Source organism: Kineococcus gynurae, assembly GCF_042433995.1.
Classification (GTDB): domain Bacteria; phylum Actinomycetota; class Actinomycetes; order Actinomycetales; family Kineococcaceae; genus Kineococcus; species Kineococcus gynurae.
Window position 1 is genome coordinate 428,569 of record NZ_JBHLUI010000012.1, and the last position, 12,115, is coordinate 440,683.

Genomic DNA, 12,115 nt, shown 5'->3' on the forward strand with positions numbered 1-12,115 from the left:
CGCCTACTCTCGCGACGTGGCGAACCGGTTGGCGCAGGCGACGAGTCCGTACCTCCAGCAGCACCGGGACAACCCCGTCCACTGGTGGGAGTGGGGGGCCGACGCGTTCGCGGAGGCCGCCCGCCGGGACGTCCCGGTGCTGGTCTCCACCGGGTACGCGGCCTGCCACTGGTGCCACGTCATGGCCCACGAGTCCTTCGAGGACCCGCAGACCGCGGCCGAGATGAACGCGGCGTTCGTCTGCGTCAAGGTCGACCGGGAGGAACGTCCGGACGTCGACGCCGTCCACATGGCGGCGACGACGGCGATGACCGGTCAGGGTGGCTGGCCGATGACGACGTTCTGCACGCCCGAGGGGCAGATCTTCTACGCCGGAACGTACTTCCCGCCGCGGGCGCACCCGCAGCTGCCCGCGTTCCGGCAGGTGCTGGCCGCCGTCGCCGAGGCGTGGCGGGACCGTCGCGAGGAGGTGCTGGCCTCGGGGGCGCGGATCGCCACGGCGCTTGCGACGCCGCAGCTGCCCGCCTCGGCCGAGGTCCCCACCGATCGCCTCGCCGCCGAGGCCGTCCGGCGCCTGCTCACCGAGGAGGACCGCGAGCGCGGGGGTTTCGGCGGCGCCCCGAAGTTCCCGCCCTCCATGGTGGTGGAGTTCCTGCTGCGCCACGCCGCCCGCACCGGATCGGCGGAGGCGGCCGGGCTGGCCTCGCGCACGCTGACCGCGATGGCCCGGGGTGGCATCCACGACCAGGTCGGCGGGGGTTTCGCGCGCTACGCCGTCGACGCCGCCTGGGTGGTCCCGCACTTCGAGAAGATGTTGTACGACAACGCGTTGCTGGCCCGGGCCTACGTCCATTCCTTCCGCGCGACCGGGAACGCGGAGCACCGCCGGGTGGCCGAGGGCACCTGCGACTGGATGATCGCCGAGCTGCAGACCTCCGAGGGGGCCTTCGCCGCCTCGCTCGACGCCGACACCCCCGTGCCCGACCCGGACGGTCGGGTGCACGCCGTCGAGGGCGCCACCTACGTCTGGACCCCCGCGGAACTGCTCGAGGTGCTCGGGGTGGAGGACGGTCCGTGGGCCGTCGAGCTGTTCCGGGTGAGCGAGACCGGGACCTTCGAGCACGGCACCTCGACCCTGCAGCTGGACCGGGCCCTGGCCGACGACGAGCTCGACCGGTTCGCGCGGGTCCGGGAACGGCTGGCCGCGGCCCGGGCCGACCGGCCCCAACCCGGCCGCGACGACAAGGTGGTGCTCGCCTGGAACGGTCTGGCGGTCGCCGCCCTGGCCGAGGCGGGGGCGGTCTTCGGCCGTCCCGACCTGCTCGTGGCCGCCCGCCGGGCCGCGGAGCTCCTGGTCTCGGTGCACCGCGTCGAGGGTCGCTGGCGGCGGGTGTCGCGCGACGGGGTCGTCGGGGAACCGCCCGCCGTCCTGGAGGACCTCGGCGACCTCGGCGAGGGTGTGCTGGCCCTCTACGCGGTGTCGGGGGAGATCCGCTGGTTCGACGTCGCCCTGGACCTCGGCGAGCAGGTCCGCACCGCGTTCACCGACGAGCAGGGTCGGTTGGTCGACGTGGCCGAGCACGCGGTGGACCCCGCGCTGGCCGCGGCCCGGGCGGGGGAGGGGCGGGCCACCGACCCCACCGACGGGGCCACGCCGTCGGGCACGTCGGCCGCCGCGGGGCTGCTGCTGAGCCTCGGGGCCCTGACCGGGGCGGAGGAGTTCCGGGAGGCGGCCAGTCGTGCACTCGGCCCCGCCGTCGCCGTGGGCGGGGCGGCACCGCGCTTCGCCGGGCAGGGGCTCGCCGTCGCCGAGGCCTGGCTGGACGGCCCGCGCGAGGTGGCGGTGCTGTCCGACCCGGGCGACCCGGCCGGGGCCGAGCTGCACCGGACCGCGCTCGCCGGGACCGCGCCCGGGCTCGTCGTCGCCCGGGGCCTGCCCGGCTCCGAACGCCCCGAGCTGCTGGCCCACCGGGGTCTGGTCGGGGGCGAGCCCGCCGCCTACGTCTGCCGCGGTCAGGTGTGCGACGCCCCGACCACCGACCCGGCCGCCCTGCGCGCCGCCCTGAGCTGAGCCGCGGTCAGGCGGCGGTGGCGTGGACGCCGTAGGTGGCCAGGGAGATCCCGACGTAGTGGGCCGCGAAGGCGACGACCGTGAACGCGTGGAACACCTCGTGGAACCCGAACCAGCGGGGTGAGGGGTTCGGCCGCTTGAGGCCGTAGACCACCGCCCCGGCCGTGTAGAGCAGCCCGCCGACCACGACCAGGACGGCGACCGCGAGGCCGCCGCCGCGGGTGATGTCACCCAGGTAGCCGACCGCGACCCAGCCGAGGGCCACGTAGATCGGGGTGTACAGCCAGCGCGGCGCCCCGACCCAGAACACCCGGAAGGCGATGCCGGCCACGGCTCCCGACCAGACCAGCCACAGCAGGACCTGGGCCCGCCCCGGGGGGAGGGTCGTCACCGCGATCGGGGTGTAGGTGCCGGCGATGATCAGGAAGATGTTGCTGTGGTCGAGCCGGCGCAGCACGGCGTTCGCCCGCGGTGACCAGACCCGCCGGTGGTAGAGCGCGCTGGTGCCGAACAGCAGGGCCGCGGTCACCGTGAACACGGCCGCGGCGACCGTCGCGGCGGTCGTCGGGGCGAGCGCGGTGAGCACGGTCCCGGCGGCCACGGCGGCGGGGAAGGTGCCTGCGTGCAGCCAGCCGCGCCACCGGGGGCGGAGCGCCGCCGCGAGGGTCGGGGGATCGATCGGGAGCGCCGGGCTCATGCCCCCGACGGTAGCCTACGCAACCGTAGGTTCGGGGGGGCGGCGGAGCTGCCGGGCGGGGTGCCGGACGGGGTATACGGTGACGCCGATGGCCTTCCGCGACCTGCTCTACGGCGCGTACGGGCGGCGGCTGGAGAAGTCGCTGGACTCGGCGGCGCTGCCCCGCCACGTCGGCATCATGGTCGACGGCAACCGGCGCTGGGCCAAGGCCTTCGGCGAGACCTCCGCCCACGGCCACCGCGCCGGGGCCGACCGGGTCGTGGAGTTCATGGGGTGGTGCGCCGACGAGGGCATCGAGGTCGTCACCCTCTACCTGCTCTCCACCGACAACCTCCGACGCCCGGCCGAGGAGCTCGCCCCGCTCATCGAGATCGTCGAGGACTGCGTGGCCCGCGTGGCGGCGGCCCGCCGGTGGAGGGTGCACCCCGTCGGCGCGCTGGACCTGCTCCCGGCCGAGACCGCCGGGCGGCTGCGGCGGCTGCAGGAGGAGACCGCCGACATCCGGACGGGTCTGGTCAACGTCGCGATCGGGTACGGGGGTCGGCAGGAGATCGCCGACGCCGTCCGGTCCTTGCTGCGCGAGCACGCGGCCAGGGGCACCTCGATGGAGGAGCTGGCCGACGTCGTGACCGTCGACCACATCGCCGACCACCTCTACACCAAGGGTCAGCCGGACCCCGACCTGGTCATCCGGACCTCCGGCGAGCAGCGGCTGAGCGGGTTCCTGCTCTGGCAGAGCGCGCACTCGGAGTTCTACTTCTGCGAGGTCCTCTGGCCGGACTTCCGCAAGGTCGACTTCCTGCGGGCGCTGCGCTCCTACGCCGCGCGCGAACGCCGCTACGGCGCCTGAGGGGCCAGTCCGCCAACGGGGACCGACCGTGACACGAACGGCGGAGTTCCCACGGCGGTTCTCCCGCGGTTCGGGGTGATCGGGGATAGCGTCGGGGACGTGGGGAGGCATCCGCCGCCCCACCCGGGAGGTCCTTCGTGTCCGCTGCCGCACGCAGCAGGGAGGCCCGGACCCGGGTCGCCCGACGGGAGACCTGAGGTCCCGGTTCCTTGCCGAGGGGAGCCGGTCCGCGCGCCGCGGTCGGTTCCCGAGACGGGAGACGTCCGTGGTTCAGAACCTCACGACCGCAGCGCCCACCCCGACCGCCGCCCGCGCGGCCGACGCCGCCGTCCACCGTCGGACCTTCGTCCTCGACACCTCCGTCCTCCTCTCCGACCCCGGTGCGCTGCAACGCTTCGACGAGCACGACGTCGTCCTGCCCCTGGTCGTGGTCTCCGAGCTGGAGGGCAAGCGTCACCACCCCGAACTGGGCTACCTCGCCCGTGAGTCCCTCCGCCGCCTCGACGACCTGCGCGTGCGTCACGGCCGGCTGGACCGGCCGCTGCCCATCGGGGAGCAGGGCGGCACGCTGCGGGTCGAGCTCAACCACTCCGAGATCGCCACCCTCCCCGCCGGGCTGCGGGTGGGGCCCTCGGCGAGCAGCAACGACACCCGGATCCTGGCCGTGGCCCGCAACCTGGCCGACGAGGGGCTCGACGTCACGGTCGTCTCCAAGGACGTGCCGCTGCGGGTCAAGGCCTCCGCGGTGGGGCTCGCCGCCGAGGAGTACCGCGCCGAGCTCGTCCCGGACTCCGGCTGGACCGGGGTCAGCGAGCTGGGGGCGAGCGCGGAGGAGGTGTCCGCGCTCTACGAGACCGGGCGCCTCGAGCACGCCGAGGGTCGGGAGCTGCCGACCAACACCGGGGTCGTCCTCGCCTCGCCGCGCGGCCACGCCCTGGCCCGGGTGCTGCCGGACAAGCAGCTGCGGCTGGTCAAGGGCGACCGCGACGCCTTCGGGGTCCACGGGCGCTCCGCCGAGCAGCGGATCGCCCTCGACCTGCTGCTCGACCCCGAGGTCAGCATCGTCTCCCTCGGTGGCCGGGCCGGGACGGGCAAGTCGGCCCTCGCGCTCTGCGCCGGGCTGGAGGCCGTGCTGGAACGCCGGGAGCACCGCAAGGTGGTCGTGTTCCGGCCGCTCTACGCCGTCGGCGGTCAGGACCTCGGCTACCTGCCCGGGACCGAGGCCGAGAAGATGGGGCCCTGGGGGCAGGCCGTCTTCGACACCCTCGAGGCCCTCGTCTCGCCCGACGTGGTCGAGGAGGTGCTGGCCCGCGGGATGCTCGAGGTCCTCCCGCTCACGCACATCCGCGGACGCTCGCTGCACGACTCCTTCGTCGTGGTCGACGAGGCCCAGTCCCTCGAGCGCAACGTCCTGCTGACCGTCCTGTCCCGGATCGGGCAGAACTCCAAGGTGGTGCTCACCCACGACGTCGCCCAGCGGGACAACCTGCGGGTCGGGCGGCACGACGGGGTGGCGGCCGTGGTCGAGGCGCTGAAGGGGCACCCGTTGTTCGCCCACGTCACGCTCACCCGGTCGGAGCGCTCACCGGTGGCCGCACTCGTGACGGAGCTGCTGGCCGACTTCGGCGCCTGATCGTTCACCCGGATGCGTGTGAGGTTGCCCACGAAAGTCGACGAACAGTCGCGCCACTGTTACCTCTCCGTGACGAAACCGAGTCTGGACGTTTGCCAGGAGGCCGGGGGAGCAGGCACCGTCGTACCTCGACAGCACGCACCACCGGCTCCCCCTCCCGCCCGCGGCTCCGCTCCCGGGCATGTGCGGGACCGGACCTCACGACGGGATCGCACCCCTGGCGGGTGACGCTGCCCCACGGCCCCGAGCGGGCCGGGCTCCCGTGATCCGGGGTGGTGCGCGAAGATCGACCGGGCGTGGGCCGGGCGACCGAGGGAAGGCCTCGTTTGCCGCACCGTCCGACCCACCGTTCGACCACCGTCCGCCCCGAGCGCCCGACCGAGAGCACGCGCGGCTTCGTCCGCCGCCGCGCCCTCGCGGGGACGGCCGTCCTGACCCTGGCCGCAACCGTGGTGCTCGGGGCCTCGGCGGCCACCGGCCCGGCCCCCGAGGCCGAGGCGGCCGAGCCGGACCACCTGTACCTGGCCGCCGTGGCCGCCCACCAGGACCTGACCGCCGACGCCTTCTTCTCGGCGCGGGACTCCCGGGCGGCCACCAACGCGCGCATCGCCGAGGAGCAGCGCCTGGCCGCCGAGGCCGAGGCCGCGCGGCTGGCCGAGGAGGCCCGCATCGCGGCCGCCCAGGAGGCCACCCGCAACGCCCAGCGCGACCCGCAGGCCGCGGCGCAGGCCCTGGCCGCCGACCGCGGCTGGGGTGCCGACCAGTTCGGCTGCCTGGTCAAGCTCTGGAACAAGGAGTCGGGCTGGCGCTGGGACGCCGACAACCCCTCCTCCAGCGCCTACGGGATCCCGCAGGCCCTCCCCGGCAAGAAGATGGCCTCCGCCGGGGCCGACTGGGAGACCAACCCCCTCACCCAGATCACCTGGGGCCTGGGGTACATCGAGAACCGCTACGGCTCGCCCTGCCGGGCGTGGTCGCACTCGCAGTCGGTCAACTGGTACTGATTCCCGGGCGCGATCCCGGACTCAGCGGCGGTGCGAGAGCCCGCCGCAGGGGCAGGCGAAGAGACGGCAGAGCGCTTCGCCGAGCGGGTGCTCCCGCCCGACCGCCCGGTCGAAGGACCCCCGCAGGGTCCGGGTGCGCGTCCCGGTCGTGACGAGCACGTCGAGGCCGTAGCGGTCCACGCCGAGCACCGACACCTCGCGCACCTCGGCGGCCTCCGCCGCCCTCAGCCGCCCGAGCACCCAGCCGATCAGCGCGTCGCTGTGCTGGTGCTCCAGGTGGGCGACGAGGGAGTCTTCGTCGACGTAGAGCGGGTCCGGCGTGGCCAGCAGCACCTCGTCCTCGTCCAGCAGGTGGACCTCCGAGCCGGTCGTGACCCGCACGTCGGCGACCTCCAGGCGCCACAGGCGACGGGAGGAGCCCACGTCGAGCAGGGCCCCGAGGGGCCGGACCGAGGCGGCGTCCCCGGCCAGTTCGCGCTGTCGTGCGGAGGAGACCGCCTCGACCCATCCGGTGATGCACAGTCGCGCCCGCGGCAGGCTCGCCCGCCCGGGCGGCACGTCGAGGACGTCGAGGGCCGCCGGGACCCCGTAGGTGGCCCCGCCGTGGGCGGCGTGCGCGGCCTGACTCGTCAGCTCCAGCAGGCGCACCGCCAGGGGCGAGTCGTCCTCCACGAGCAGCAGCAACCCGCCCATCGGGTCGGTGAGGTGCTGGACGGGGTGGCCCACGGTGCCGGCCCGGGCCTGCCGCTCCCGCCCGCCGGAGCCCGCGTGGGCGCCGGGGCAGTCGGTGGCGTGCCCGTCGTCGGTCGGCAGGACCAGCGTGCCGGGGACGACCCCCAGGGCCAGCGTCCGCGCCCACTGCGCGGGGGAGGGGCGGCGGTCGCCGGTGGGCGCCTCGATGGTCGGGGGCACCCCCGCCTGACCGGTAGAGTTGGGCTCGGTGCGCTCCGTGCCGTCACTCGACGTGGCGGTGCTGGGTGCGGTGGTCCAGGCGGTGCTGGAACGAGTACCCGGCTGAGTCACTGTGCCTCCTCGGAGCGCGATCGTCCTGTGCTGGCGGTGTCGGAGACCTCTGATGAGGTCTCCCTTCGGTCAGGACAGGCTTACCTTACGATCAGGAGACGGAATGAACAACGCACGACCCAAGGTGCGCATCTCTCGCGCGCTGGGCGTGGCCCTCACCCCGAAGGCCGCGCGCTACATGGACCGTCGCCCGTACCCGCCGGGCATGCACGGCCGCAAGCAGAAGAAGGCGTCGGACTACGCGACGCAGCTGAAGGAGAAGCAGCGCCTTCGGTACCAGTACGACATCAGCGAGACCCAGCTGCGTCGGGCCTACGACCTGGCCAAGCGCAAGCCGGGCAAGACCGGTGCGAACCTGGTCACGCTGCTCGAGACCCGTCTCGACGCCGTCGTCTGGCGGGCCGGCTTCGCCCGCACCATCTACCAGGCCCGGCAGATGGTCGTGCACCGTCACATCGTCGTCGACGGCCTGCGCGTCGACCGTCCGTCCTACCGGGTCGTCCCCGGCCAGGTCGTGGAGGTCGCCCCGCGGTCCAAGGCGAAGACCCCGTTCATCGTGGCCGCCGAGGGTGGCTGGTCGGACAACGAGATCCCGGGCTGGCTCGACGTGCAGCGCCAGGACCTCTCGGCTCGCATCCTCGCGCTGCCGGTCCGTGAGCAGATCCCGGTGACCTGCGACGAGCAGCTCGTCGTCGAGTACTACTCGCGCTGAGGCCCGAGCAGGGTTCCACCCGGAGGGCGTCGACCGCACGGTCGGCGCCCTCCGGCGTTCCCGGGCCCGGTCCCGTTTCCAGTACGGTGCCGATCATGACCCAGGTGCAGACCCCGCCGACCACCACCTCCTTCGCCGACCTGCTCGTCGGGCAGGTCGCCATGGAGTTCCACGCCCACCAGCAGTACGTCGCGCTGGCCGTGTGGTTCGACGCCCACGACCTGCAGCAGCTGGCGAAACTCTTCTACGCGCAGGCGTTGGAGGAGCGGAACCACGGGATGATGATGGTGCAGTTCCAGCTCGACCGGGACCTGCCGGTGACCATCCCGGCGACCCCCGCGGTGCGCAACGACTTCACCGAGGTCAGTGAACTCATCTCGCTCGCGCTGCAGCAGGAGAAGGCGGTCACGACGGCGATCGAGGGTTTGATGGCCGCGGCCCGACGCGAGTCGGACTTCATGGCCGAGCAGTTCGTGCTGTGGTTCCTCAAGGAGCAGGTCGAGGAGGTCGCGAGCATGTCGACGCTGCTCACGATCGTCCAGCGCGCCGGGGACGACCTGTTCAAGGTCGAGGACTGGATCGCCCGCGAGCACGGCCCCGAGGGTGCCGACCCGACCGCCCCGCCCGTGGCCGGCGGGGCGCTCTGAGGGCGCTGCTCCCGGGGGCCGGCGCCCGGGCCCGGTGCTAGCGTCGCGGGGTGGCGAAGAAGCGGCGGTGGCCCAAGCAGAAGTGCTGCGTGTCCAAGCCGCGGTGCAGTCGCTGCCCCCTCCAGATGCTCAAGGACGGGACGCTGCCGGAGGGGTACACGGTCAAGAAGCGGAAACTCGTCAAGGTGGCGTGACCGGTCCGGTCACGCCACCTCGGCCGAGGGTGGTTCAGAGGAACTTGTGCGAGGCGTTGTTGTCGCGCAACGAAGTGTTGAGGTTCGTGTACGAGTTCGCGGGGATGAGCTGCGACGCCCCCGAGTAGTTGCTGTTGTAGTACACCCGAACCGCGCGGGTCGACCGGTTCCAGACGGACTGCACGTTGTTCTTGATGCAGGCGTTGTAACCGGACAGTCCCCGGGTCTTGAACACGTAGCAGGTCGCGGGGTCGGTCCCGTAGGTGGACACGGAACTCGTGAAGTCGGACAACGAGCCCTGGTAGTTCGAGAGGTAGTAGAAGCAGACCTCCCCGCTCTCGCACACGCCGTTGCGCGGGGTGGCCGCGTCGGCGGCGGTGACCGGTCCGACGACGGCAAGGCCGCTCACGGCCAGGGCGGCCGCGACGACGCGGCGGGCCCGACGGGTGCGCGGGGAGGTGCGGGTGGAACGGGTGGCGGACGTGCCGGTGCTGAGCATGAGCAGACTCCCTGTCTGGTCTCACCGCCCACCGCGGGCGGCGTCCCACCGTTGTAGGCCGCGCGGCCGCGCGGGGTGGTCGGCCTACGCAGTTCTGCGTAGTTCTCGGTGGGTGGTGGGCGTCCGGCGCGCCGCTCGGAGATCCGTGATACCCCAGGCGCATGCTCAGCGACGCTCAGTGGCGGTCGGTGCGTGACATCGGGTTCGACCTGCTCGACGCCGAGGGGGAGAGCGATCCGTACCGGGCCGAGCTGGAGTGCCTGCTCCGCCTCGTCCCGGCGGAGGTCGCCGGGTCCGGGGAGCTCGACCTCGTCACCGGGGCCGGGGAGATGCGCGAGACCCCGGACCTGCTGATCCCGCTCGCCGTCAACGGGGTCGAGGAGGTGCTGGCCCACAACCCGGGCATGCGCCACCTCGCCGAGCGGGGGGACCTGGCCGCGGTCCGGGCCGAGCAGATCCCCGAGTCGGGGGACTGGGCCCGCAACCCTTGGCGGCGCGAGCTGCTGGACCCGGTCGGGCTGACCCACGCGGTGGTCATCGGCCACCGTCTGCCCGGAGGGCGGGTCGTGCAGGGGTGGGGGGTGAACCGCGACCGGCCGTTCCGCGACGACGAGGTCGAGATGCTGCAGGCCCTCGACCCCGCTCTCCGGCGCGCCGCGCGGGCCCGTCGTCGTCGGGAGGTCGTGCTCCACCTGGACCGGGCGGTCGCCGAGGGCGCGGGTCTGGTGATCTTCGGGCCGGTGGCCGTCGTCTACCGCAACGCGGAGGCCGACGAGCTGCTGGAGCGGCACCGCGTCGCGTTGGCGACGCTGCGGGGGGTGACGTGCGGGCAGTTGTCCCCCGGACGTCCCGAGGGGTCGATGTCGACGGCGGTCGGGATCCTGCGGTTGCAGCGACGTCCGGCCCTGCCCGGGTGCTCCGCGGTGGTGCTGGACGAGGTCGGTGCGGGCCACCGGGTCCCGGGCGGGCTCACGCCCCGCCAACTGCTGGCCCTCGGCCACCTCGGGGAGGGACGGACGGCGGCGGCGATCGCCCGACTGATGGGCGTCAGCGAACGGACCGTCCACAAGCACCTGGAGAACCTCTACCGCACCCTCGGGGTGGGGGACCGGCTGTCGGCCGTGCTCAAGGGCCGGGAACTGGGGCTGCTTCCCGTGCTGGACCCGGCGGTCGCCGACCCCGACGCCTGATCGCGCCGGAGGCCGGCCCCCGCGGGGGGACCGGCCTCCGGTGTGCCGGTTCAGGCCTTCTTGGGCGTCGTCATGCTCATGACGTCGAGGGCGGCGTCGAGCTGCTCCTCGCTCACCTCACCGCGCTCCACGTACCCGAGTCCCACGACCGCCTCGCGGACGGTCAGGTTCTCCTTGACCGCGTGCTTGGCCACCTTGGCCGCAGCCTCGTAGCCGATGACCCGGTTGAGCGGGGTCACGATCGAGGGGGAGGACTCGGCGAAGCGGCGGCACTGCTCGACGTCGGCCTCCAGACCGTCGACGCAGCGGTCGGCGAGGAGTTTCGAGACGTTGCCGAGCAGGCGCGCGGACTCCAGCACGTTGCGGGCCATGACCGGGATCTGCACGTTCAGCTCGAACGACCCCGACGCCCCGGCCCAGGCCACTGCGGCGTCGTTGCCGACGACCTGCGCGGCCACCATCAGCGCGGCCTCGGGGATGACCGGGTTCACCTTGCCCGGCATGATCGAGGAACCGGGCTGCAGGTCGGGCAGGCGCAGTTCGCCGAGGCCGGTCCGCGGGCCGGAACCCATCCAGCGCAGGTCGTTGCAGATCTTCGTGACGCTCACGGCCACGACGCGCAGCGCCCCGGAGAGTTCCACGAGCGCATCGCGGGCGCCCTGGGCCTCGAAGTGGTCCTCGGCCTCGGTGAGCGGCAGCCCGGTGTCGGCGGCCAGCAGCTCGATGACCCGCTGCGGGAAGCCGGGCGGGGTGTTGATGCCGGTGCCGACCGCGGTGCCGCCCAGGGGGACCTCGGCGACGCGGACGACGGTGGCCTCGACCCGCTCGATCCCGCGCCTGACCTGGGCCGCGTACCCGGCGAACTCCTGGCCCAGCGTGACCGGCGTCGCGTCCATCAGGTGGGTGCGACCGGACTTCACCACCGGGGCGAACTCCTCGGCCTTGCGCCGCAACGAGGCCTCGAGGTGGCGCAGGGCCGGGACCAGGTCGTTGACCACGGCGGAGGTCGCCGCGACGTGGACGGAGGTGGGGAACACGTCGTTGCTCGACTGCGAGGCGTTGACGTGGTCGTTGGGGTGGACGGGGGAGCCGAGCCGCTCGGTCGCCAGGGTCGCGATGACCTCGTTGGCGTTCATGTTCGAGCTGGTGCCGGACCCGGTCTGGAAGATGTCGACGGGGAAGTCCCCGTCGTAGGCGCCGCCGGCCACGTCCTCGGCGGCGGCCGCGACGGCGTCGGCGACGTCCCGCTCCAGCACGCCCAGCTCGGCGTTGGCCAGCGCCGCCGCCTTCTTGATCCGGGCCAGGGCCTCGATGTGCGCACGTTCGAGGCCGGTGCCGGAGATGGGGAAGTTCTCGACGGCGCGCTGCGTCTGCGCCCGGTACTTCGCGGCCGCGGGGACGCGGACCTCACCCATGGTGTCGTGTTCGATGCGGTACCCACTCTGGTCCATGGGGACCATCCTGCCGTGCGCCGGACCCCCTCCGGACCCCGGGGCGGGTGAGGCCGGACACACAACGGTGGGGTCACGATCCGCCCCTCGCTGTGTTCTCACCGTGCCCGAACTGTGAGCCGGGTGTAGCCATGTCCCGTCGCG

The 12,115-nt window shown here is 73.5% G+C and carries 12 protein-coding genes; 8 read left to right on the forward strand and 4 right to left on the reverse strand.

The window, feature by feature from the left end:
- The first annotated feature begins 16 nt into the window (after positions 1-16).
- Complete coding sequence (locus ACFFKU_RS17955) at positions 17-2,071, forward strand: thioredoxin domain-containing protein (RefSeq protein WP_380140148.1); 2,055 nt, start codon at positions 17-19, stop codon at positions 2,069-2,071.
- Positions 2,072-2,078: 7 nt separating this feature from the next.
- Here ACFFKU_RS17955 and trhA read toward each other — a convergent pair whose 3' ends face one another.
- Complete coding sequence (gene trhA, locus ACFFKU_RS17960) at positions 2,079-2,768, reverse strand: PAQR family membrane homeostasis protein TrhA (protein ID WP_380140150.1); 690 nt, start codon at positions 2,766-2,768, stop codon at positions 2,079-2,081.
- A gap of 88 nt (positions 2,769-2,856) precedes the next feature.
- Between trhA and ACFFKU_RS17965 the strand changes: the two genes are divergently transcribed.
- The 3 genes from ACFFKU_RS17965 to ACFFKU_RS17975 all read left to right on the forward strand — a co-directional run bounded on the left by ACFFKU_RS17965 (position 2,857) and on the right by ACFFKU_RS17975 (position 6,255).
- Positions 2,857-3,618, forward strand: a complete 762-nt coding sequence (locus ACFFKU_RS17965; protein ID WP_380140152.1) for an isoprenyl transferase — start codon at positions 2,857-2,859, stop codon at positions 3,616-3,618.
- A gap of 385 nt (positions 3,619-4,003) precedes the next feature.
- Positions 4,004-5,251 carry an RNA 5'-3' helicase PhoH2 gene (phoH2, locus tag ACFFKU_RS17970; RefSeq protein ID WP_380140292.1) on the forward strand — a complete coding sequence of 416 codons (1,248 nt, stop codon included), beginning with the start codon at positions 4,004-4,006 and terminating at the stop codon, positions 5,249-5,251.
- Positions 5,252-5,577: 326 nt separating this feature from the next.
- On the forward strand, positions 5,578-6,255 hold the full coding sequence (locus tag ACFFKU_RS17975) for an aggregation-promoting factor C-terminal-like domain-containing protein (protein ID WP_380140154.1): 678 nt from the start codon (positions 5,578-5,580) through the stop codon (positions 6,253-6,255).
- Between the two features lie 21 nt (positions 6,256-6,276).
- Here ACFFKU_RS17975 and ACFFKU_RS17980 read toward each other — a convergent pair whose 3' ends face one another.
- Positions 6,277-7,167, reverse strand: coding sequence for a hypothetical protein (locus ACFFKU_RS17980; RefSeq protein ID WP_380140156.1), 891 nt, complete (start codon positions 7,165-7,167; stop codon positions 6,277-6,279).
- A 214-nt stretch (positions 7,168-7,381) separates the two neighbouring features.
- Here ACFFKU_RS17980 and rpsD point away from each other — a divergent pair, with 214 nt between their 5' ends.
- The 3 genes from rpsD (at position 7,382) to ACFFKU_RS17995 (ending at position 8,831) form a co-directional block, all read left to right on the forward strand.
- Complete coding sequence (gene rpsD / locus ACFFKU_RS17985) at positions 7,382-7,990, forward strand: 30S ribosomal protein S4 (protein ID WP_380140158.1); 609 nt, start codon at positions 7,382-7,384, stop codon at positions 7,988-7,990.
- Between the two features lie 95 nt (positions 7,991-8,085).
- Entirely contained in the window at positions 8,086-8,637 is a 552-nt protein-coding gene (locus ACFFKU_RS17990) for a ferritin (RefSeq protein ID WP_380140160.1), read from the forward strand.
- Positions 8,638-8,687: 50 nt separating this feature from the next.
- Positions 8,688-8,831 carry a hypothetical protein gene (locus tag ACFFKU_RS17995; RefSeq protein WP_380140162.1) on the forward strand — a complete coding sequence of 48 codons (144 nt, stop codon included), beginning with the start codon at positions 8,688-8,690 and terminating at the stop codon, positions 8,829-8,831.
- Between the two features lie 34 nt (positions 8,832-8,865).
- On the opposite strand, the gene ACFFKU_RS18000 is transcribed toward ACFFKU_RS17995, so the two are convergent.
- Positions 8,866-9,330 (reverse strand): peptidase inhibitor family I36 protein, encoded by a 465-nt coding sequence (locus ACFFKU_RS18000; RefSeq protein ID WP_380140164.1) that lies wholly within the window; start codon positions 9,328-9,330, stop codon positions 8,866-8,868.
- Between the two features lie 161 nt (positions 9,331-9,491).
- On the opposite strand from ACFFKU_RS18000, the gene ACFFKU_RS18005 reads away from it, so the two are divergent.
- Positions 9,492-10,520 carry a LuxR C-terminal-related transcriptional regulator gene (locus ACFFKU_RS18005; RefSeq protein WP_380140166.1) on the forward strand — a complete coding sequence of 343 codons (1,029 nt, stop codon included), beginning with the start codon at positions 9,492-9,494 and terminating at the stop codon, positions 10,518-10,520.
- 50 nt (positions 10,521-10,570) lie between these two features.
- Here the strand turns inward: ACFFKU_RS18005 and ACFFKU_RS18010 are convergent, their stop codons facing one another.
- Entirely contained in the window at positions 10,571-11,971 is a 1,401-nt protein-coding gene (locus tag ACFFKU_RS18010; protein WP_380140168.1) for a class II fumarate hydratase, read from the reverse strand.
- Positions 11,972-12,115: the final 144 nt, after the last annotated feature.